Raw genomic sequence first — 24,863 nt, forward strand, 5'->3', positions numbered from 1 at the left:
ATCAATTTCTGGCCTGGAACCTTCGACGACAGCCGAAAAACGCGATGGCGATCAAGCTAAGTGCGGCGTAACTTGAGGGTTCGGGTACTGCTGTGCCTTCTATCGACAGGTTGTCGATCACCATGCCAGTACCGGGGGTAAAGCTGTTGTTGGTGCCGAATTGCAGGCGAATATTCAGACCGGAGTTACCTGCAAATTGAGTAAGGTCAAAGCTTGCTAGACTAGACGTCGCCGCGTTGCCACCGTAATTTCGAATTCCGATCTCGAGGCGAGGCTGCGGTGGGCCATCAATGTATTGCATCGCCGATGGTCCATCGGGTTCCAACAAATTCACCGCAACGCCAGGCGTTGGCTTAGAGTTGTTGTTAAATGGGTCCAACGGGGTCAAACTGGCTAGTGCATTAAAACCTACATCAATCCCGTCCAGATTCTGAGCGGTGAATGCGAATGTAAGCGACGCCGAACTAAATCCGGTCAAATCTATGTCGCTAACTTCGTAGTAGGTGTACATGTTGTTTCCGAACCCAGCCCCTTGATTCAAAGTGCCCCCTGACAGCTGAAACTGGCCGGTACCGAACCCGCTAATCGTTTCCATAGCGCCCAGGGTACCTCCGAAGTCCTGGCTGAACACGACATCCGCGTATGAATTCCTGGCAACGCCAGGCGTGAGCAAGAGTGCAATCAATAGCGAGCAACGCATCGGTGCTGACTTCCGTCAAAGGGGAGCTGATGTTGGCTCGCATGGCAAAAAACCTTACCCAGCTTGCCGGTTTTCGAATACATTATCACGAGCTTAGTTGGGCACAAGGAGCAGAATTGCTGAGGCTTCGAATTAACAATGTCTTAACAGAGCCGGACACAGTGAAGTGGCGTTCTAAGCCACCTCAATTTTACGAACTGGCAAGAGACTTCATCCGGTAGCAGTAGCGTCGGGCTAGTGTGGATTGATTCCCGGTTCCGGCAATATGTCCGGGAAGTTGACTGGACGGCGACAAGTGGCGTCGTGTCGGTAGACCATGCGGCACTTGTACACGGCTCGCGGAATGACGCGAGTGTTCAGGTCAGCATACGCTGTCAGCCTGGGCCAGAATTACCGCCTGTCAGCAGTTGCATCTGCTGCAAGATCTGGAGCGACGTCGTCGGTGTGCTGACCGTACAAACTGAATTGCGAGACCAGGATTCCGCTTTCATTTTCTATCGCGTAGGCCGCCGATGGGCCAAGCGTGCGGCGGAGGTCGTCAAAAGACGGCAATAGTGACAAATCAATACCGAACGCATCCTCGGGCTTCACCTGCGAGCGAAGAAACATGTACGGGATTCTTAGACTGTCGTTTGCGGCATCGTACGACTGCATAAGACAGTTCATCGGCAGATGCGCTGCAACTCGCTGATAACCAGGCGATTCTTTTAGCGGTGTCTTTGCCGTTCCTGACGACGCTGCTATTGCCTGTTCGCTGCCGGCAACGACCAGCATGTCGTCGATCAGCGTGAGGCACACCTTCGTTTCTCCCACCGGCTGCGTGTAAACTGTTCGGCCATCCACAATTGACACCGATACGGGAATCGTTCCAAACAAAGGCTTCCCGTTATCCGCTTGCTGCAAAACTGAATCGACGGCCGCCGGATTCCGGACCTGAATTGCAACGACAGAATGCGAGTTGCCGTCCTGGTCTGCAGTGACCACGCGGATTCGCCCCGTCAGTTGATCCAGTAGATCTGTTTTTAGATTGAAACCGTTCTTCACAGTGCCAAGCCGCTTCACGTACAGATCAAGAGCATTGTTGCCTTCGATCAGGCTCAAAAGCTTGTTGGCTCCGTCGTAGAACGCCTGTAGATCCCAGAAGAAAGATTGGCACGACGTAGCGTTGCTGGTGATCCATGCGGGCGGCTCAAGGTTGTCCGTTTTCAGGCTAACCAGTCCCAGCAGGCCTTCACGCGGTTCTTTCAGTACAACCTGAGTGCGAGAGACAGCCGCATAGTCCTGACCACGAAACTCCACCGTTCCGCCGATCGCAACAAGGCTATCAAGTCCGGTTTGTGGGATCAGGTTCAACAAGAAACTACGGAAGTCGGACTCAGTCGGTTCGTTGTCGAGGATCATTTCGTGAAGTAAGCCGACCGGGTCCACATACCACGTCAGCTGCGGATCGTGAGTTTGTTCCTGACGCGTCGCCGTGATTTCCGCATAGCCACGCGGATGGCTCACTGCGGAACGTGTGTTGCAGTGACACAGCATTTCCCGAAGTACGCCAGGGTCTGTGGTCAGATACGCGGTCGAACCCTGCACACAAATGGCCAGTTCACGAAACTTTTCCTCACGACGAAATTCGTAGACGCATACCCGGCCGTAGTTTGACTGACGGTAGGTGAAACCGGACACCATCAACGCCTGCGTTAGGCGCATGCCGATGCGGTGCATTAGAAAGTGAGAACGAAAGTCAATCATCGCCACGATGGCCACAGGGCGATCCGGAACTCGGACCGAGGCAATCGTAGTCGCTCCAATCCCCAATTCGCGGAACTCATCCAGCGTGAGACCCACTTCGCGGCGCAAACGTTCTGATATTTGAGGTCGTTTCGCCTTCAGGTGTTCAACAAACGGTGACCACAATTCTGCGTGCCGCTGTCGCGCTGGGGAGTGTGAACGTTCGCTGTCGCGTGCAGTGTCATGAATGGTCACTCGCGCCAGCACACGGCCTGGCAGCATGCGGGCGTGACCGTCCGGAAGACGCTGTGCCATCGCCGTGCTGCATAACAGCATCAGTGCAGCGACAGCAATAACTGTGCGTTCCGGTTTCATTTGTTGGTACCCGCTGGTACGACGGATTATGCAGGACTGAAGAATTTAGGAATTTTGTGCGCCTGGCGATGACGATAACCTGTTTCATACAAGATCGTGCGGCAGGATGGTCGGCACGCGGAATTCGTCGCTAATTCGGGTTATGAGAGCCAGGGACATGGAACGTCGTCGCTTTCTGCAAAAAAGTCTCAAGTTGACCGCTGGCGCGGCCGCTGCGACGTTAACCAATGCTTCAGTCAACGCGGGCATCTTCGAAAAGCTGCTGACCGGCATCGACCGAACCAACGGCACGCTGCTGGATCGAATTGATGTCGTTCTGCGCAATGCCGACAAAGCGTTCAAGGGCGTCTACCACGGCTACGGTCTTGGCATTCACGAGATCATGGCCGAATCAAAAGGCCCATTGCCAACTGAACCCAAACGCAGTCATCCCAGCTGGCCGCACATCCATTGTGTGTGTCATTGCAATTCGGTGGCGAATCTTGGCGAAGAGGAAGGTGCGGAAATCTCACGCATCGGCGGCATTGCTGATGAAGTAAATCAGGCATACTTTTCACAGCTCTTCTATTCAACCATCATGCCGATGGTGTGGCACGACCAGCTATCAAAGTATGATGGCCCCGAACGCTTTCAGAATGCTCAACGAGACATGAAGTACCTGATGCAGTACGCGTTCGGTACAGAACGTGGTCGCAAGAAGGCACTCATGCTAGCGGCGGCGAAAGATAAGCGGAACCGTGATCGACTGCAGGACTTTCGTCACCTGATTTACGGCCTTGTCGACGCACTGGAAAGTACGTGGCAACGGTCTGACTTTCACGATAACTACGTCGGTCGCCAAGGCGGTCGTCAATGTCCGAAGGGGCTGACGGCAGCAAAGAAACGCGAATGGTGCAGTGGCTGGTGCACCGGACATGGAGTCACCACCGATGCCGCCGAAGGTTATCGCACGACACGACCGTGGGGACCCTTCCACCCGCTGTTTCCCGGCCCGGTCCCCACCATGAATGATGTGCTCCATGGTGACAGTCAGGCTGACTATCAACCGGAGCTGAACGTCGCTCCCCCGGAAATGGAGCCGATCGTGATGCCAAAGCTAAAAGGCATGTACAAGCTGCGAGGCCCACGGGCTGTGGGACGCTAGCTGCTGACTACTGCGAGACACTTCGCGCCAGCTGAGTTGCAACTCTGCGACCGTTGCGAAGTGTGTAGGCCGATACATGTGTCGACTCTCCACCCGCTGCGGCCACATCCGGCGCGCAGTCTGCCCAAGCCCATGCTTCGTTGTAGCAGAACCAACCTATTGAGCCGTGGCGACTGAATCTGATTGCTCTTCGCCAGCGGCGCGGATTTTCGCCATCGCGGTTTCGCGCAGGGCCTGCGCTGGTTCGTGGTTTGGGTCGATCTTCAGGATGCGATCACACACTGTTTTGGTTTCAATCCAGTCCTCAAGACGTTTGCTAAGCACAGCTTTGTGCCAGTGCGCACCTAATGAAGACTCGGTTGCCTGGTCTGCCAGTTCGAGCCATCGATTCGTCCAGCGAGATGTCTCTTCCAAATCGCCGGCGTTCAACGTGATGATCGAAAATGTGCGAGCGTGGTGTGCGTCTGCGATGGTTGCGGTATGAACCTTACTTGCTGCGGCCACGGCGGCCTTCAAATTGTTTTCTGCGTCGTGTTGGAAACTGTGTGACAGGACCACCGACGTGGTGAAGACCGCCTTCCAAACAAACTGATCGTCCTTCTTCAGAAAACCAGGATGTTCAATGGCTTTTCGAAATGTCTCGCGCGCTGTTTCCACAAGTCGAATCTGGTTTTCGCGATCGGTGCTGCGAGGGTCGACGTCTGCGAGCCGCAAGCTACCCAACATCAACAGAAGCGACGCTTCAGGATGAATCGCGACAAGTTCATCGATGGCGTTGGCTCGTTGTTTGTCGTCCGTTGTCAGCAACTCCGGCAACGTCGCCATCAGGTTTGAAAACCGCTCGCCGACAGCGATCGGAAATCGCCAGCCTCGTTCTTTAATCAGCGGAATAAAGTTCGCGTTGAAGTTTCCTACAATGCTGAGCAGCTGCAGCATGTCGAGTTGTCCAACGCCCGTATCCAAAACGACATCATTTGTGGCATGCCGGACATTGGCGCAGAAATCGTTCCATGCTTTTTTTGAACCGGAGTTCAGTTGGCATTCGTCCAGAAGGGCCTCCGCTTCAGGCAGCCTGTTGGCCGCCGCCAAGCGCAAACATTCCAGCAGACGAAAATCGATATCTTCGGGGAACAGTTCCCGAGCGACCCGGATTTCCTGTTGCGCTTCGTCCAGTCGTGCGAGTGACAGGAGCGTGAAGGTTAACAGCCGCCGAGCTCGATGGTGAAACGGGTCGAGTCGCGTGGCTTCTTTGAGGGCGGCAAGTGCAGCCGGTGAGGTTGCAGCCAGGACTCCGCGGATGTAGTGCCGATCGGCTGCAGGTAATTCCTGCAGCGACAATTCGCGAAGAAGTTGTTCGCCGTTTTCAAACCCTGCCACTCCTTCCAATGCCAGTTCGGCCTGCCACATTTTCAAGGCTGTCGAGCCGCTGGGGGATTCTTTCGAATCGTGTGCCCGATGCCATAGCTCGGCCGCCGCTTCCAGGTTCCGCGCTGCGACGTTCGCTTCAACCAGTTTCAGCAAAATGCCAATCTGGTCAGGGTGGCCTCGGTCGAGGCTTTGCTGAAAGTGAGCGATGGCCGTCGTGATTTGGCCACGTTGCATGGCCAGTTGGCCAGCGTTCGCGGCCGATTCGGCCAGCAGTGACTGAGTTTCCCGTTCTGCAACCTGAGCCTTGTGTCGTTCGCCAGCGACGCGGTGCAATTGAGTGCCAATGCCCAGCAGGAACAACGAGAGGGCTATGACTCCGGACGTGGCTGCTGCAAGGGCAGGGCGGCGTTTGGCCCACATCATTAGTCTGGCCGTGCGGCTTACAGGTCGCGCTTCAATGGGTTTGCCGTCCAGCACGCAGCGAAGATCGGATTGAAGATTGGCGGCCGTTTCGTAGCGTTGCGACGGTTCCTTCTGCAGGCATTTCAGAATGATCGTCTGCAAGTCTACGCTGACTTCGAAATTCAGATCCCGCGGGTTAGCGGGCGCGTTGTGCAGAACCTTGCCGATGATTTCTGCTGTCGTGCCTTCGAACGGCAACCGGCCGCAAACCATGCGATAAAGCACTGCGCCCAGGCTATAGACGTCGCTGCGAGCGTCCGCGCTGCGGGCTCGACCGTCTGCCTGTTCCGGAGACATGAACGCCGGTGTGCCCAACATGTCGCCTTCGTGTGTTAAGTGTTGGCTGGCGTCGGCTACCAAAGCCAATCCGAAATCCAGCAACATCGGGACTCCGTTTTCGATCATGATGTTCGCTGGCTTAATGTCGCGGTGCACGATGCCGAAGCGGTGGCATTCCTGTAGGGCTGACGCCAGCCGCCGAGTTAGTTCCACGGCTTCGCGAATCGTCGGTGGATCTTCGCGCAGGCGAGTCGCCAACGTTGTTCCGTCAACAAACTGGCTGGCGATATAGGCGTGCGACTGAAAGCTGCCTGTCTCGTAGACCGTTACAACATTCGGATGCTGTAGTGAAGCCACTGCTTGAGCTTCACGCAGCATACGCATTCGCATTGCCGGTTGCAGGTCCGACATCTGAGTCAAAAACTTCAGCGCAACGCGGCGTTGCAGCCTTGTGTCGATAGCGGAGTAAACAGTCGCGAAGGCTCCACGTCCGACACACTCCTCGATGCGATATGTGCCAACCTGAGTCCCCGCAGTGACGAATGATTCAAGCGGCTTGTCAATTCGCGGCGCACCACGGAGTCGCTTCCACAGGTCAACCACTGTGCTGTCGGCTGAGAATCGACTTTCGATTTCGGCCTGATCGGGAAACTTCCCGGCTTTGTCCCGCAACTGAAACTCATGCTCCAGTAGTTCATCACGGTAGGGTGGCTGCTGTAGTTCGGGATAACTTCGTAAATAGTCGTCCAGATTTGTTGTGGCATCCAGTTTCCACTGGTGTTCAAAATCGATCATCACCAATTCGGCAAGCAAATCGGCGGACTCTTTTCGAGAGTCCCGATGCATGAACTCGTCGATCGAAGGTGATGTCCCTTCACGCCAGGCCTCCTCAAAGGCCAATAGTATCGGTTCGCTTGTTTGCCAATCATCGAGCTTCATTCGTCGCCCATCATTTCAGAAGCCACTTTGCGAACTAAGGAAAGCGCTCGGTCAACGGTTCTGGACGTGACGCCGACCGTCGCTGCGATTTCATCGATCGAATGGCCGTCCAGTCGCAATCGCACGATTCGCTGATGAGTTTCAGGAATCTGTTCCAGAATCCCCTCAAGCAACTCCATCATCACCACCCACGATGAGGCGGTTGGTGCATCATCCTGAGCCGTCGGAAAATCGCTGGGTGTCGAAGCTTCGCGCCTGACATCTCGCAGCTGTTGACCATGATGACGAATGGTTTTCTTGACCTTTCGATAGGTCATCGCGGCAAGTAATCGCCAGACGTCCGGGCTTTGTTCAAACTGAAACCGCCCCCTGCTGTTTCGGTCGAAGAAGCTGCGAAAGACTGACTGCACAATGTCTTCGGGATCCACTCGCTGCTGAAGACGATTCGGCAATCGTGAACTCGCCAGCCTCAACAAACGATCCGTGAATCTGGCCACGGCATCGACTTCATACCCATCGTGCAATTGCACGATGCTCTCCAGCCAAATTGATTCGTTTGCGATCTGCATTTCGTGATCTTTGTCGCGGGGCACCATGACGCCTTGGCAGTTGATTCCAGTGCGGCGCCAGGTGTGCAGCGCGAGCGGAATTGCGGCGACAGATGTTGCCAAAGTCTAGGCCCGAATTCGCGTCACCGCGAGGCATAGTAGCCGTCTGAAGGGTGAACAAAAGCTGCGTACATTCAAGTGCCCCGGTACGTCGCCAGCCAGCATCGTGAAGGTTGGTGGAAGCAATTTCCAGAAAATATGCCCGTCACCTGTCGTGAAACCGCGCGAAAAGGAAATCCACTGAAACCCAGAATGTGATGCCGCCGGCACGGGCCTCGGTGGCAGGCAAGTTGGGATCCAGCGGAGTGCCACATGCAAACACTCAACGAGGTTGCGGCGAATGGCGCGGGCCAATCATCGAATAATCGCCTGAACCTGCTCACGCCTGCAAACCCAGCAAAAGATTTGATTTCGACGGGGGAATGGTGCGAGATTGGCCACCTGCTGGAGTTGTCCAATCGCGAACTGGATGTCGCCAGGTTGCTGTTCGAAGGCATGAGTCGCGAACAGATCGCGCTGGCCCTCCGCAAGGCCGATGGCAGTTGCCTCAGTCCCGAAACTGTGCGCGTGTACATCGATCGCCTGTGGCGAAAACTCAACGTTTCCAACCACATGCAACTGGCCATCCGCCTGCTGCGCGTCCAACGCCTGATTCAGCAGGGTTAACCGGTAGTTCTCGTTGCGTGTCACAAAATTTGTGACACGCATTCGCTTCGCCTCCCGCCCATGCTCACCGCCTACCTGCACAAAAATCGGAAAACAACATGATCAATTTCCTCCGCAAGCTCTTTCGTTCCAACCACATGCCTTTCGCCAACGGTCGGCGGCGCGTTGGCCGTCGACGCCATTCAAGACCTGAGAAGCTCGAAGATCGCTGTCTGCTCGCAGCCGTGGTTTGGGACGGGGGTGGAACAACCTCCAACTGGAGCGACGCTTTGAACTGGGACAACGATGTTGTTCCGGCGACCGGAGATGACGTGACGATCGATTTGGTCGGGGCGGCCTACACGGTAAATCTGGATGTCGATATCGCCGCGGGACAAGCGACCGAGAGTCTTGGCAGCTTGACGCTGAATTCGGCCGACGTGACGTTTGCTTCAGCGGGGAAAACACTGACCGTTTCCGGCGATTCGGATGTTTTTGACGGTGCCGTCACATGGGCCAACTCGGTCTGGACAGGAACTGGCACGCTGACAGTCGGGACAGCGAGCTTTTTTAATATGTACGATTCGACGACAACGCCCAGCCGTATTGACAGTGCGTTTGTGAACAACGGCGATGTGTTGATTCGCGGGCTGACGAATCAGTGGACGCACAGTTCGGTCGTGAATTCGTCAAGCGGGAAGATTACGATCAATTCGCTCAGCTCTCCGCTGGCTCTGTCGCATCTGTATCTTTCGGATGGGATGGTCAATCAGGGACTCATTGAACTGCAGAACACGAGTACCAGCGGCGGTCGTGTGGTTGCGCTGCACACGGGGACGGGCACTCTGTTGAACGAAGTGGGGGCCACGATCAACACACCGGGGACTACTGCGTTGGCGACGTATCAGTTGAACGCCCAGATCGACAACCGGGGGACGATTGACTTTTCGGGTGCCGGGACAGGATTGATTGACAAGTTGGGAGCCAACTCCGTGAACAGTGGGACGATCATCTCTTCGGCCGCCAACGCGATTGAAATCAAAGGGTTCAACTCCTTCACGAACAGTGGAACCATTGACACCACGTCCAGCATTCGTTCGCTGATTCAGGGTCAGAGTCAGACGACGTCCACATTCACGAACAGCAATGTCGTCACGCTGGGTGACACCGGTGGGAATGAATCTGTGGTGGAAACACTGGATGTGTTGACCAACACGGCGAGCGGTGACATCACTTTCCACACAGGGAACGGCCAGCTTCGCAACTACACCACGTTCAACAATATTGGGGATGTGGAGGTCACCAGCGGCCACAGACTGACGGCGACGAACGGGACGATCAACAATGCCGCCGGTTCAACGTTTGACGGCGATGGCAACATTGTCCTTTTTGCGGCCACGATGGATGTTGCCGGGACTCTGTCGACGGGCAATGCGTCGTACACTCTGGACAACGCCGTTGTGCAGGGTGCCGGCACCTTCGTGAATGATTCGTTTGTGAACATGTACGACAACGATAGCGGTCCGAGCCGTATTGACAGTGCGATTGTGAATAACGGTGACATTCTGGTTCGTGGTGACACGAACCAATGGACGCACAGTTCGATTGTGAATTCGGCGAGCGGGAAGATCACGATCAATTCGCTGAACTTTCCTTTGGCGCTGTCCCACCTGTATTTGTCGGATGGAATGATCAATCATGGACTGATCGAACTGCAGAACACGAGTTCGAGCGGTGGCCGTGTGGTTGCTCTGCACACGGGGACGGGCACTCTGTTGAACGAAGTGGGGGCCACGATCAACACACCGGGGACTACTGCGTTGGCGACGTATCAGTTGAACGCCCAGATCGACAACCGGGGGACGATTGACTTTTCGGGTGCCGGGACAGGATTGATTGACAAGTTGGGAGCCAACTCCGTGAACAGTGGGACGATCATCTCTTCGGCCGCCAACGCGATTGAAATCAAAGGGTTCAACTCCTTCACGAACAGTGGAACCATTGACACCACGTCCAGCATTCGTTCGCTGATTCAGGGTCAGAGTCAGACGACGTCCACATTCACGAACAGCAATGTCGTCACGCTGGGTGACACCGGTGGGAATGAATCTGTGGTGGAAACACTGGATGTGTTGACCAACACGGCGAGCGGTGACATCACTTTCCACACAGGGAACGGCCAGCTTCGCAACTACACCACGTTCAACAATATTGGGGATGTGGAGGTCACCAGTGGCCACAGGCTGACGGCGACGAACGGGACGATCAACAACGCAGCAGGATCAACGTTTGACGGCGATGGCAACATTGTCCTTTTTGCGGCCACGATGGATGTTGCCGGGACTCTGTCGACGGGCAATGCGTCGTACACTCTGGACAACGCCGTTGTGCAGGGTGCCGGCACCTTCGTGAATGATTCGTTTGTGAACATGTACGACAACGATAGCGGTCCGAGCCGTATTGACAGTGCGATTGTGAATAACGGTGACATTCTGGTTCGTGGTGACACGAACCAATGGACGCACAGTTCGATTGTGAATTCGGCGAGCGGGAAGATCACGATCAATTCGCTGAACTTTCCTTTGGCGCTGTCCCACCTGTATTTGTCGGATGGAATGATCAATCATGGACTGATCGAACTGCAGAACACGAGTTCGAGCGGTGGCCGTGTGGTTGCTCTGCACACGGGGACGGGCACTCTGTTGAACGAAGTGGGGGCCACGATCAACACACCGGGGACTACTGCGTTGGCGACGTATCAGTTGAACGCCCAGATCGACAACCGGGGGACGATTGACTTTTCGGGTGCCGGGACAGGATTGATTGACAAGTTGGGAGCCAACTCCGTGAACAGTGGGACGGTCATCTCTTCGGCCGCCAACGCCGTGGAAATCAACAACTTCAACAGCTTTGAAAACTATGGAACCATCAATACAGGTGCAATTCAGGCATATTTTTCCAATGGCGGAAGCTACACAAATCAAGCAACTGGCCAGATATTGTCGTCCGTTGACGCGGAATTTAACAATGTCGCAGATGTCTTTGGCGTTGGCACGATCGGCACCAATCTGAATGCCTCAAATAGTGACATTAACCCAGGACTTTCGCCCGGCATCCTAAGTGTCATTGGTAACTATATTCAGAATGGCAATAGCAGTCTATCAGTGGAAATCGGCGGAAATCTTCCCGGCACCGGAGTTGGCTTCCATGACCAGGTGACTGTGACGGGCGCTGTCACAATTGGCAGCAATGTTTCGCTAAATACGACTTCCTTTGGCGGATACGTCCCGGCTGGTGGTGATTCGTATGTCATCATCAACAACGACAGCACTGATCTTGTTAGCGGGACATTCGTCGGCCTCGCCGAAGGTGCCATCATCAGCACCGACTTTCTTGGGTCGGGCGAAACGGCAACGATCACTTATTCCGGCGGAACGGACAATAACGACGTCGTGATCAATATTGTTGACATCACGCCACCGCTTGCTCCAAATACTCCGGATCTCGACGCGGGCAGCGATTCCGGGGTGTCGGGTTCGGATGACTACACCAACGTTGTTCTGCCAACTTTCACAGGAACGGCCGAAGCAGGAAGTACCGTCGAAGTATTTTCTAGTGTCGCGGGTTCACTCGGGACAGTCACGGCCAACGCCACCACCGGAGCCTGGTCATTGACGATCGGTGTGGTGCTGGTCGATGGCGCTCATAATATCACGGCGACTGCGACAGATGCGGCGCTAAACGTTAGCCCGGTTTCGGGCGTGCTTCCGGTCACCATCGATACGGTCGGACCATTGGTCACAGTCGAGCAGGATTCCGAACAGGCGGACCCGACTAATGGTTCGCCGATCGACTTTGATGTCGTCTTCAGTGAAGCCACGACGACGTTTACAACTGGTGATGTAGACCTGTCAGCAAGCACCACGCCGGGAACGCTCACTGGGACAGTCTCCGGCAGCGGGACGAGCTATGGCGTTGCCGTCAGCGGTATGACGGGAAGCGGTACCGTGGTCGCCAATGTTACGGCAGGTGTCGCATTCGATATCGCTGGCAACCCGAACACCGCCAGCACCAGCGTTGACAACCAAGTCGCGTTTGCAGATGCGGTTTATGACTTCGCCGCTGCGGAATTCTCCACGCCGGAATTCGATTTTACTCACACGAACAACGTCGCGCGAGTTACTCGTTCCGGCAACACGTCGATCGCTTCGACTGTCGATGTGGTCTTGATAGATGGTACGGCAACGGCAGACTCGGACTACACGGCGGGACCATTGACGCTGAATTTTGCGGCCGGAGAAACATCCAAGGTTGTGCCGATTGAATTCCTTGGCGATTCCGTCGTGGAGTTAAACGAAACGATTGGATTGTCATTCGCGAACTTCAGCGGTTCCGGTTCATTGGGCACCACAAATCCCACCGCGACGGTCACTATTGGTGACGATGATTTCGCGACTCTGACGATTGCCGGTGCAACCGTTTCCGAAGGAACCGGCGGCACGAGTCAACTGATCTTCGATGTGACTCTGGATGCCGCCATTGATGCCGCTTTCACAGTCGACTATGAGACTGCAGACGGCACGGCGACCAGTGCCGATGGAGACTACACGGCTGTTGCCGCCACGCCACTTGCCTTCATCGGCTCGGCGAATGAAGTTCAACAAATCACGATTGACGTCGCCACCGATTCCAAAGTTGAACTGAATGAAGCGATTTCGGTGCTGCTCAGCAACGTCCAGGCGAGTGGTCGTGATATCCGTCTGGATGGAGGTGTCGAATTTGAACATTTGGGCAATGCGGCGCCCGCAACTGAGGGCTGGCCCGCGGGTGTGCCCGGCCCCAGTGTCACCGTCGGGCCAATCACGAACGATCTCGGGACTGGAGTAAATGCGTGGGCCGTTGATGACATTTCGACTGCCGCAAACAGCATTCAGCTCTACAGATTAATTCCAACCGGGGCACAGGTGGCCGAGGCCAACAGTCGTGGATGGTCGCTCAGCTCCACACTTCGTGTTGTTGATGTACCGGATAGTCCAGATCGAGCTGCATACGTGAATTTCGTCGACAACTCAACGCGATATCGAATGGACTTTGGCAGCGAGCCAGACGGAGATCCCATCGTATTGCTGCAGACCGGCGTGAGCGCGGGAAATGACACGGGGCATACCGTTATCCTCGATGGCCTTGGCGGCGGATATCACCGTTATGATCTTCGCTACGATCCAACGGCGGGTTCCGCAGATCTGTTTGTTGATGGCGTCGAAGTATTCAGCAACTACGCGGGAATGACCGACACGCTTGGTCAACGTGTCGGCTGGGGCTCGGGGCAGGCTTCCGCAACTGGTCACACTCACTTCAACTCAGTTCAATGGGCGGTTACTCCTGCAACGAGCACCGCGACCGGCACGATCACCAACGACGACAGTGCCGTTCTGAGCGTCACGGCTGAATCGAAGAATGAAGGCACGGGCGGCTCACCGACTCTATACACATTCGATATCGACCTGTCGAATCCAGTCGACGTCGCTGTTGGCCTGACGGCTGATACGCAGGACGGTACCGCCACGGCAGTAGACGATTTTACGGCAATCACCGGCGCCAGCGTCAGCTTCGCTGCCAATTCGACAACACCGCAACAGGTAACTGTCGAGGTGACGGCGGACAACAAGGTCGAGGCCAACGAAGCCTTTGATCTGGTGCTCAGTGCCCTGTCGGCTGGCGGTCGTGACGTCACATTCGTGGGCGGCGGAGCCACTGAATCCGCAACTGCCAGCGTACTTAACGACGACTCCGCCACCGTGATGGTGACGGGTGTCAATGACACAGAAGAAAACGGGCCGTTCAATCTGCAGGTCTCGCTGTCCGCCCCAGTTGACGCGATAGTTGAGGTGGATCTGTCAACTGTCGACATCGGTGACGCCACAGGTGGTGGTGTCGATTACATCGATATCGTCAATCAACTGGTCACTCTGCCAGCCAACAGCACGGCTCCTGTGATTGTGCCGGTCACCATCAATGACGAAACCCTCGTCGAGGCGGATGAAGATTTCGAAACGGCTCTCAGCAATCTTGTCAGCACACTTTCCGGCAGTATCACGCTGGGAGCAAACGCCACGTCCACCATTCAAGACACAGACAGCGGCACAGTCGGCGAAACGTACGATTTCACAGCCGCGACATTCTCTACTCCCGAACTGAATGTCACGCACACAAATCCTGTCGTCCGAGTCACTCGATCGGCGAATACATCAAACGCTTCGTCTGTGGATGTCGTCTTGGGTTCCGGAACGGCGACGGCTGGCAGCGATTTCACGGCCGGACCGCTGACGTTGAACTTCGCCGCTGGTGAAACGACGAAAGTCGTGCCGATTGAATTCCTCGGCGACAGTGTCGTTGAATTGCACGAAACACTGAACCTGACCTTTGCTAACTTCAGCGGTAGCGGGCAGGCGGGAACGACGAATTCGACAGCAACGGTCACGATTGCTGATGACGACTTCGCCACGCTTACCATTGCCAACGCCAGCGTCGTCGAAGGCACTGGAGGCACCAACCAATTGGTGTTTGACGTGACTCTGGATGCGGAGGTCGACGCTGCCTTCTCCGTCGACTACGAAACAGTGAACGGCACAGCCACAAGCGCAGATGGTGACTACACGGCAGTTGCGGCGACCGCACTCAACTTTGCAGGCAGCGCCAGCGAACTTCAGAAAATTCTGATTGATGTCGCAGGCGATACCAAAGTCGAACTGGATGAAGCCATTTCGGTGCTGCTCAGTAATGTTCAGGCGAGTGGGCGCGATGTTCGGCTGAAGACAATGTTGCCTGTGTTCGCTCATGCCGGCGCTGCTGATCCTGCGGCCGAAGGATGGGCGTACTCGCAGGGGCCATCCACTTCGTCGGGGCCGATCCTCAACGATCAGGGTTCCGATATCGATGCGTGGTTTGTGGAAGACACATCACTAATTGGAGGAACACATCAGTTCAACGAACAGGTTCCGGCAGCGGCACAAATTACAGAGGCCGCTGCGAATGGATGGGCGCTCAGTTCTACCGTTCGAGTACTCAGTGGGTCCGCGGGTACTCACGACAGCATGAGTATGGACTACCTTGATGGCTCTCGGCAGTACAGCGTTGCATTTGATGTAGATAGTAACGGTGACACGTTTGTCCGCCTGAACGCCGGCGGATTCAGTACTGGCCCGACCTACACGCTCACCGGGGCAGGTAGCAGCTATCACGAATACGATCTCAGGTTCGACCCCGTCGCGGGATCGGCCGACCTGTTCGTCGACGGAGTCGAACGCCTCAGTAATTACACGGGAGTCGCCTTGGTTCATTCACCGCGAGTCGGTTGGGGGGCAGCGGCGTCAGACGGTACCGGCCGCGCCCATTTCAATTCCGTTGCCTGGACGATTGGCGCGCAGCAGACAGCGACTGCTGTCGGTGCAATTACCAATGATGACAGCGCTTCGGTTTCTGTCAGCAACGTCTCGCAGGTTGAAACTGACGGCGGTCAGACGGCCTTCGACTTCGAAGTTGTTCTTTCTGCTCAGGTTGATACTTCCGTCACTCTGCAAGCTGACACCGCCGTTGGTTCGGCCACGCTTGCGGATAACGATTATCAGGAACTGACCGGTCAATCTGTCGCCTTCTCGCCCGCCACCGTCGCCGGGCCACAGACCCAAACTGTCACAGTCCAGGTCAACGGCGACGGCGTCGTGGAAGTGGATGAGGCGTTCAATTTAATCCTGAGCAACCTGTCTGCTGGCGGGCGTGACGTAGCCTTTGCAGGTGCCGCCGCGACCCTGACCGGACAGGGAACGATTCTTAACGACGACGCTCCGCCAGTAGCGCCGGGCACGCCGGACCTGGATGCTCTGAGCGACACCGGATCGGACGATGCAGATGACCTCACCGCAGATGACACGCCAACGTTCCTCGGCAACGTCGGGGCTGCCGAAGCGGGAGGAACAATTGCACTATTTGCCGACGGAACAGCAGTCGGCAGCGCAGTCGTTGCGGGCGATGGCACGTGGTCTGTCGATTCCAGTCTGCTCGCGGACGGCGTTCACGCCATCACCGCGACATTGACCGACATCCACGGTAATGTCAGTCCACTGTCGGCAGCCCTATCGATTCAGATTGACACTTCGGCACCTGCAGTGCCAGGTGCTCCCGATCTTGAAAATTCAAGCGACACCGGTAATTCGGATACCGACAATCTGACCTCAGACAACACACCTGAGATCTCGGGCACCGCCGAACCGAATGCCATAATCGAAGTCCTCGACGGCGGTACGTCGATCGGCATCACAATGGCTGATGGAACCGGAAACTGGGTGTTCACTGCTCCTACGCTCTCAGACGGCATTCACAGCCTGACGGTCACTGCAACAGACGCTGCAGGAAACACGAGTCCGCCATCGGCTGCACTTGATGTTACGGTCGACACTGCAATTCCGGCAACTCCATCCGTAACTGGGTTCAGCGATGACACCGGCACGCAGGGCGACGGCATCACCGGCGACCAAACGCTATTTGTTTCAGGAAACGCCGAAGTAAACAGCACTGTCGAAGTGTTCCTCGGCGGCAGTTCAATTGGCACTACTTCAGCGGATGGCAGCGGAAACTGGTTGTTTGATTTCACGGGGACGACACTCGGCGATGGCGTTCACAACTTCAGCGCGCAATCGACCGACGTCGCAGGGAACACCAGCATCACGTCCAGCGTCTTCGCCATCACCGTCGATGCCACCGCACCGAATGCCCCTTCCGTGACTGCAATCAGTGTCGACAGTGCAACACCGGGCGACGGCGTGACGAACGACAACACGCTGATCGTATCCGGCACCGCCGAAGCCAACAGCACAGTCGAGGTCTTCCTCGACGGCAACGCGATTGGAACGACGACGACAAATGGTACAGGTGCCTGGTCGTTCGATCACAGCGGCACCGTACTCGCTGACGGCAGTTACAATATCACTGCGGCAGCCACTGACGTCGCTGGCAACATTAGCCCGACTTCAAACGCTCTCGCCGTTACGATCGACACGGTGGCACCCCTGACGCCGTCGACACCGGATCTGGAATCGACCAGCGACACCGGTTCGTCAGACACCGACGACGTTACGTCCGACGACACTCCAACTATTTCCGGTACTGCGGAACCAGATTCGATAGTCGAAGTGTTCGTTGACGGCACTTCACAGGGCACGACAACTGCCGATAGTTCCGGCAACTGGGCATTCACGACGAGCTCAGTATCCGACGGCCCGCATGACTTCACAGTGACCGCGACCGATGCGTCTGGTAACGTGAGTGATGCCTCTACTGCGTTGACCGTCACGATAGACACAATCGCTCCTGCCGCGCCACAAATCGTGTCGCCGACGAATGGAAGTACGACTGCCGATACAACTCCGGATGTGACTGGAACCGCTGAAGCGGGTGCCGAGATCGTCGTCCTGGAAGGTGCTGCAAGCCTTGCAGCCACTTCGGCCGACGGTGCTGGAGACTGGACAGCAACATCATCTCCGCTTGCGGACGGCGTTCACACGATTGAAGCTCATGCGACAGACCTTGCCGGCAATCAATCGACGAACTCTTCGCCCGTGAGCTTCACCGTTCAAACCGGCGGAACAAACGAAGTTCCGATCATCACGAATGTGGAAACGGACGCAACACTGCAGAACAAGGCCCGGCCCGGTGACACCGTCACTCTAATAGCCGCCTTCACTGACCAGAACGTCGGCGACACACATACGGCAACGATTGATTGGGGTGATGGAACGACCTCTGTCGGCGTTGTTGACGCGAACACTGGCACGCTGACCGGAATTCATCAGTATGGAACCGGAGGCGTGTTTGAAGTCTCCGTAACAGTCACAGATAACGTCGGTGATTCGGACACAGAATCGACAAAGGCAATCGTCCGAGGCGTGAGACTCGCCGCCAGCGGCGAACTGCAGGTGGTTGGCAGTCAGTACTCTGACGTAATCCACGTGTACAAGCACCATGCCAAAGTGAAGGTCAAGACATGGCGCGCGTGGACGTGGCCGAAGTGGTATTCGTTTGACGCCGGTGATGTGACGTCATTCCTGATCATCGGTTGCGACGGGAATGACCACATTCACATCGATCACCGCCTGAACCAGCCAGCGACTGTATTTTCCGGGGCGGGCAACGACCATGTCATCACATCCAGTGGTGACGACTTCATCGACGGTGGGGCCGGTCGCGATCACATCTCCAGCGATGGTGGTCACGACACAATCGTTGACATGGACGGAAACAACGTCATCTGGTCCGGCAGCGGAAGCGACACCGTCACGACTGGAAACGGACACGATCGTGTTTATGCGGGAGACGGTGACGACACCGTTGATTCTGGAGACGGTAACAACCTGGTTCACGGCAATGATGGCAACGACACGATCATCTCAGGATCCGGGGCTGATTGCATTCACAGTGGCGATGACGATGACGTCGTCCATTCAGGAGACGGAAACGACTGGATCGACGGTGGTCAAGGCAACGACGTGATCTTCGCCGGCGCAGGTAACGACAGAGTATTCGCTGGCGATGGTCGCGACGTTGTCTTTGGCGGTTCCGGGAATGATCGCCTTGACGGCGGCAGAGGTCAGGACTTGCTCTTCGGCGGTACCGGCCGAGACTACCTGAACGGTGGCCGCGGTGCCGACATTCTGGTTGGAGGCGATGGTCAAGACACTCTCTGCGGCGGCAAGGATAACGACCTTCTGATTGGAGGCAGCCTTGATACCGACTGGGAATCAGCCTTCGACGCGGTCGCCCTCGACGACGCGCTCATGGAATGGGCGACGGGTGACCTCGCAGACACGATGAACATTCTCGGCAATGTCCTCGATGACAACGACAAGGATCATCTGTTCGGCCAGCAGGGGCTGGATAGATTTGTGGCGGGAGTCAGCGATCGAACTTGTCAGTAATCCTTAATCCTTGGCATTTTCTGAAAAACGTAGCGCTACGTGTCGCAACAAATTGCGAGAAGGGAATTTACTGTCGGGCGCAACACAGCGAGACGCCTTCCCTTGAACGTCCGTCACAAATTTTGTGACACATAACTGCTCGAACGGACCCTTATGTTGTGCAGGACAGTACGGAGATCTGAACTCAAATACTGAGGCCATGCAACTCATGCGAAACAACAAAACCATGCGGCTTTCGATTATTGCCGGTTTCTTCATTTGCCAGCTTTGTACCGACCTTTCGGCAGACGTGTTCAGCGTGACTGACTCGGACTTTTCCGGAGGCGTCTACGACTTCACGTACTACAGCCATACGAACAAGGCTTACGTCAACGGTACAGAGGTTTCGTTCGGATCGCTGGTCATGACCAACACGGGGCTCAGTGGACCGACGACTGAAGGTGGGGCGAATTACTGGTATGCCAACGGATACTTCAACGCGGCTCAGTTGGCCGGAGACGTCACATTGGGCTGGGATTTGTCGGCCGTGACAGCAAAACTTGGGCAGGTGGAACTGTTAACAAACGCGGCCCTGTTTCAATTCAGCCCATTTACGGATGACGCCTTCGAAGACAAGCTGTACGGCGAAATCGCGACACCGGGTGCATTTGGAAGCGGCGCCTACACTCGCTACTTCGAATTCGAAGGCAACAACGATACGTCGACATCGACACTGACGAATTACACATTGCTTCAGGACGTGACTTCAAACGTGTCGACGTCGTGGCTGAATGACCCCGGTTTGTTTGAGTTAAAGCTGGGTTATCAACAGCACGCTGTCGACAGCAGCCACCCGAACATCCCCGGCAAACATCTACAGATCTTTCGCAACAATACGGTCCCCGGTAACGCCTCGTTTCAATTAAGGTTGACCGCAGCGTCGACAGCCACCGTGCCGGAACCGTCTTCATTTGCCGGTTTGCTTTTGGTCTCAGGTGCGGTGTACGCCGGTCATCGTCATCGACGTCGTCAGTCACGCTGAAACCCAACCGGCAACGCTCGCGGTGTGCCGGCTGTTCATAATCCTGCCGTCGCTCCTTTCGCATTTCTGCTACCTACCTTCACGTCAGAATAAGACCATGAAACTTCAAGCTCAGCTTCGCACATTCTTCTCTCGCCTTAATCGCAAGTCACGTTGTCGACGATGTCGATTCGCCGCGTCCGGAACATCTGCAGAAAATCTTGAATCGCGTGCATTACTCAGCAGCGTGAGTGTGTCCGGCACATCGCTGAGTTTTTTTGCCGATGCCGATGAGACGAATACCGTCACCATTTCCGAATCCGGAGGCACGATCACCATCATTGACACCACGGCTCCGATTACGGCAGGTGCCGGAGTCACTGTGGTGAACACCAATGAAGTCACAATTCCTACGGCGGGCCTGGTTGTGATCAACGTGAACCTCGGCGATCTGAACGATTCGCTGGACATGTCGGCGGTTGGCCAGATCGGAAGTCTGCGTCGGACGTCTCTGGTTGGCGGAGACGGAGATGACATCATCATCGGCAGTGATCTGAACGACGGCTTTTCGGAAAGTCCTGGAAGCGATTCAATCGATGGTCGTGGGGAAATCACCAGTGATCAGTGGTTGGTCAATTCTGACATCAACATGACGCTGACCGATGCCGGCCTCACTATCGGTTCCGAATTCGATACGTATGCAAACATCGAATTCGTAAGTCTTGGCGGACTCGCCAGTGACAACACAATCGATGCGTCGGCTGTGACTGCCGCCAGCGGCATCACGAGTGGCATCAATCTGACCGGCCGCGATGGCAATGACATACTGATCGGTGCTCAGGGAGTGCGAAACAGCTTCCTGGATTTCGTTGGCGACAATTCGTTTGTCGGCGGATCTCTCAGCGACAGTGTACCCGCCTTTCGGGATCAGGATATGACTCTGACGGACTCCACGTTTCTAATCGGAACAAGTGTCAACACTCACGTCAGTGTTGAGAATTTCGACATGCGTGGCGGCCCCACCGGCAACATCATCGACGCATCGGCCATTTCAATGGCTGGCGATGTCACGACCGTGCAGATCATTGGCGATACCGGAAATGACACGCTCCGAGGCAGCTATTTGAACGACACGATTCGCGATACCGGTGGCGTAAATGTCCTGGATGGACTCGGTGGTACGGACATTCTGATCATCTTTGGCGACACAGACCAGGTCCTCACAAATAGCACACTGTCAATCAATGGCATCGTCAGCACTCATGCCAACTTCGAGGACGTGCGACTCCAGGGCGGTGCAGGGAATAACATCCTGGATTCCAGTGCCGTAACAGCGGCTTCCGGAATCAATGTTGTTTACCTGACGGGGCTGGCGGGAAATGATTCGTTGTTGGGAGGCGAACTCAACGAGATTCTGGCCGACAACGACGGCAACAACACGATCGATGGCGGCGGTGGCGTGGATCGCTTTACCGCAACCGGGGACGTTGATATGTCAGCCATCGATGGCACGTTGTTTGTCGGCCCTTACGTCAATACGTTCTCGAATGTGGAAGACCTGCGAATGACAGGCGGTGCCGGGGACAACGTTTTGGATTCGTCCGCTTTGACGGCGGCCAGCGGAGTCACCACGAACGTGATCTCTTCACTGACGGGGAACGACACAATCCGTCCGTCGGGCGACACCGGGATCAATTCCAACCTGAATGGTGGTGACGGAGCCGCCTCTGGAATCGACACGCTGGATCTCACCCAGTTTCCCGTTACGCCGAACGTCAACATTTCCGGCCCCGGAACTTCGGATGGATCACTCGGTAATGTTGGTGCAAATATCAGTTTCAACAACATGAACCTAATCACGCTGCCGCCGGAATACGACTTTTCAGCAGCAACGTATTCTGCAGCAGAAGGTGATTCGCCCAGCCCAACCAACGTCGTACAAGTCACTCGGTCTGTGAATACATCGATCGCCTCGTCGGTGGATGTGGTTTTGACGGATGGCACGGCAACTGGCGGAACGGACTTCACCGCCGGGCCAATCACGGTGAGTTTCCTGCCCGGTGAAGTTATGAAAAGCGTGCCGATCGAACTGCTTGGCGATACCGATGTGGAAGCGGACGAAACGATTCTATTGTCATTCGCGAAAGGCATCGCGGGCGGCGTTATCCCAACGGCTGAGCTCACCATTCTGAATGACGATGTCTCTAACCTGCCGCCGGAAGTGTTGACCGTTGAAACCGATGCCACGTTTGTTGACAAGGCCAGCCCCGGAGATTCGGTGACGCTGAACGCCACGTTCACCGATCCGAATCCGAGCGACGTCCATACCGCAACGATCGATTGGGGTGACGGCAATTCGTCGACCGGAGTCGTGTCAGGTGGCAACGTCACAGGCAGCCATACGTACTTGACCGGCGGAATTTTTGAAGTGACGGTGACCGTGGATGACGGCATCGAAACCGACGATGCGGTCTCAACCGCTGTCGTGTCGGGAGCCCGAGTCACCGACGATGGGACTCTGCAGATCATCGGCACGGATCAGCGAGACCGCATTCACGTCAAACGAATTGGTAGCAACATTCGAGTCCAACTGAAAGCTGGCTACGGTCCAACTCAGCAATCGTACATCCCTGTCAGCGACGTTTCTTCAATCCTGATCTATTCCTGTGAGGGCAGTGACCATATTCACCTGGATCGCAACATCAGCATGCCAGCGGTCATCGACGCCGGTTCCGGCAACGACGAAGTCATCGGCGGTTCGGGGGATGATCTGATCCGAGGCGGCTCAGGGCGAGACTTCGTATCTGGTGGACAAGGCCACGACGTAATATTGGGCGGCAGCGGACACGACGTTCTCTTCGGCGATTCGGGCCGAGACATCATCATCGCGGGTGCTGGATTCGATCTGGCATTTGGCGGCAGCGGTCAGGACATCATGATCGGTGGCGACACCATCCATGATGGCGACGACGTAGCGTTGAACGGTATCCGGGACGAATGGACGTCTCACAAGTCACTCGCCGTACGCAAACAGAACCTCATCAACGGCACCGGTGACGGCAATGGACTGAACGGCACCGCGTTTCTGGATTCATTGTCGCTGATCGACGACAACGCATTCGACCTGCTGTTTGATGGCTGGGGCACGGATTGGTATCCCCAACAATAATGGTTCAATCGCCAATGGTATTCGTGCCTTTCTCTTCCATCCTGATTGTTCATCTCAGGTGTTTCGAGGGGGACGCTAAGCTGACAGCGGGACCAGGCAAGCCGGTGACATTATGCTGATTGGGAAAATCAGAACACCTGCACTGTCAACGACCAATGGCTGACGCCGATGTTCTGCCAAAACGCGAGGCAATCGCGAACAACTGATCCGCGAATATGGTGATGTCGAGCAGGTTGCCAAACGGAAATCGCTAGCGCCAAGTCCTTAGCAATGACTCTAACGCACAGGTCGCGGAGACGCGGTGGGCCGCAGCGATTGCGTGTGGGCCGGCTTCTCTCTGGGGCCGTGCAGGTAGTTGCCAATAATCGTGTATCGCACGAACAACTGGTAACTCAGCAGGCCAATCACTGTCGTCACGCTGCTGACGATCAGAAACTTGAAAACTGAAGGTATGTCGATCCAGTGCAGCGCGGTGGCCAGCGCCGCGACGATCGGTAAATGGCAGAGATACATCCAGTACGAAGAATCCGCGATGTAGCGAGCCTGGGGCCCTTCTGAATTCCAATGGTGCAGGAAGCAACCCATCAGTCCGTAGATCGTCAACCATGCGATCAGGGCCACCGTGAGGCCCATCACCAGTCGCCCGGTCAAGGATTGCAGATCAAGAAAGTTGGTGCGCAACAGGACCAGATACACAATGCCCAAGGGCACCGAGAGCAACAGATGAGTCTTCGGGAACCTGACGGCTTTCATGAACCATTCACGATTCTGAAACGCCGTGATACCACCAATGAAATAGATCGTGAAGTACAACAAACGAGGCGGGTCAGCCAAAAACGTGTTGTGGTGAGCGATCACGGGGCTGAGGTCGCTCCATAGTAACAGGCCTGTCGGGATCGCTGCGGCGATCGGCATCCACCACTTCGGAGCGATTGCAGTTTTTGTCTCGCGGACAGGCTTTCCGGTGCCCGGCATCACAACGCTTAAGAATAGATAGACGGAGCTCATGATGATGAGATCCTGCAGAAACCAAAGGTGAGCCGGGCCAAAACTGTTCTCTTGAAGCTTGGGCGGCAACGGAACATGCGGCATCATCTGATCGTAGGTGCATTGCCCGGTCAGATACCATCCGCCGACGAACACAACATATAGGATTGGGCCGATTGTCCATGCCGCGACAATGTAAGGGACGACGAGTCTTTTGAAACGCTTTCTGGCGAACTGCTCAGCACCGTGACGGTCCATCGTGAGCTTCGCAAAGAAACCGGCCAGGAAAAAGAACAATGGCAACCGCCACGCATGCACCCACCAGTACGCGAAGTCGCCGACAAGAGACGGCGTATCCTGAACCACCCATCGCATTCCTTCTAACGGTCTGGCCAGATACGCCATTGACGCGTGCAGAGTGATTCCCAACAGCATGGCAATTGCGCGCAGGGCCGACATTCCACCAAGAGTTGTTCTAAGCGGCGTTGGTTC

10 protein-coding genes are annotated in these 24,863 nt (G+C 55.7%); 5 read left to right on the plus strand and 5 right to left on the minus strand.

Features of this window, described 5'->3' with window-relative positions:
* Nucleotide 1: 1 nt before the first annotated feature.
* Both Fuma_RS26245 and Fuma_RS26255 read right to left on the minus strand, forming a co-directional pair.
* Nucleotides 2-700 carry a PEP-CTERM sorting domain-containing protein gene (locus tag Fuma_RS26245; RefSeq protein ID WP_077026734.1) on the minus strand — a complete coding sequence of 233 codons (699 nt, stop codon included), beginning with the start codon at nt 698-700 and terminating at the stop codon, nt 2-4.
* A 390-nt stretch (nt 701-1,090) separates the two neighbouring features.
* Nucleotides 1,091-2,800, minus strand: a complete 1,710-nt coding sequence (locus Fuma_RS26255) for a hypothetical protein (protein ID WP_077026736.1) — start codon at nt 2,798-2,800, stop codon at nt 1,091-1,093.
* A 157-nt stretch (nt 2,801-2,957) separates the two neighbouring features.
* Here Fuma_RS26255 and Fuma_RS26260 point away from each other — a divergent pair, with 157 nt between their 5' ends.
* Nucleotides 2,958-3,944 (plus strand): hypothetical protein, encoded by a 987-nt coding sequence (locus Fuma_RS26260; protein ID WP_077026737.1) that lies wholly within the window; start codon nt 2,958-2,960, stop codon nt 3,942-3,944.
* Between the two features lie 156 nt (nt 3,945-4,100).
* On the opposite strand, the gene Fuma_RS26265 is transcribed toward Fuma_RS26260, so the two are convergent.
* Both Fuma_RS26265 and Fuma_RS26270 read right to left on the minus strand, forming a co-directional pair.
* Nucleotides 4,101-6,992 (minus strand): serine/threonine protein kinase, encoded by a 2,892-nt coding sequence (locus Fuma_RS26265; protein ID WP_077026738.1) that lies wholly within the window; start codon nt 6,990-6,992, stop codon nt 4,101-4,103.
* Nucleotides 6,989-7,561: an RNA polymerase sigma factor gene (locus Fuma_RS26270; RefSeq protein WP_158521142.1), complete on the minus strand. Its 573-nt coding sequence runs from the start codon at nt 7,559-7,561 to the stop codon at nt 6,989-6,991. Before Fuma_RS26270 ends, Fuma_RS26265 begins: the two co-directional genes overlap by 4 nt.
* Nucleotides 7,562-7,912: 351 nt before the next feature.
* Here Fuma_RS26270 and Fuma_RS26275 point away from each other — a divergent pair, with 351 nt between their 5' ends.
* The 4 genes from Fuma_RS26275 (at nt 7,913) to Fuma_RS26325 (ending at nt 23,384) form a co-directional block, all read left to right on the plus strand.
* Complete coding sequence (locus Fuma_RS26275; RefSeq protein ID WP_077026740.1) at nt 7,913-8,266, plus strand: helix-turn-helix domain-containing protein; 354 nt, start codon at nt 7,913-7,915, stop codon at nt 8,264-8,266.
* 98 nt (nt 8,267-8,364) lie between these two features.
* Complete coding sequence (locus Fuma_RS34425; RefSeq protein WP_083732340.1) at nt 8,365-19,215, plus strand: Ig-like domain-containing protein; 10,851 nt, start codon at nt 8,365-8,367, stop codon at nt 19,213-19,215.
* Between the two features lie 208 nt (nt 19,216-19,423).
* Nucleotides 19,424-20,236, plus strand: coding sequence for a PEP-CTERM sorting domain-containing protein (locus tag Fuma_RS26320; RefSeq protein ID WP_218922306.1), 813 nt, complete (start codon nt 19,424-19,426; stop codon nt 20,234-20,236).
* Nucleotides 20,237-20,333: 97 nt separating this feature from the next.
* A complete protein-coding gene (locus Fuma_RS26325; RefSeq protein ID WP_077026742.1) occupies nt 20,334-23,384 on the plus strand; it encodes a Calx-beta domain-containing protein in 3,051 nt (1,016 codons plus the stop codon).
* 276 nt (nt 23,385-23,660) lie between these two features.
* Here the strand turns inward: Fuma_RS26325 and Fuma_RS26330 are convergent, their stop codons facing one another.
* On the minus strand, nt 23,661-24,830 hold the full coding sequence (locus tag Fuma_RS26330) for an acyltransferase family protein (RefSeq protein ID WP_077026743.1): 1,170 nt from the start codon (nt 24,828-24,830) through the stop codon (nt 23,661-23,663).
* Nucleotides 24,831-24,863 lie beyond the last annotated feature (33 nt).

Origin of the sequence: Fuerstiella marisgermanici (assembly GCF_001983935.1) — a bacterium.
Taxonomy (GTDB): domain Bacteria; phylum Planctomycetota; class Planctomycetia; order Planctomycetales; family Planctomycetaceae; genus Fuerstiella; species Fuerstiella marisgermanici.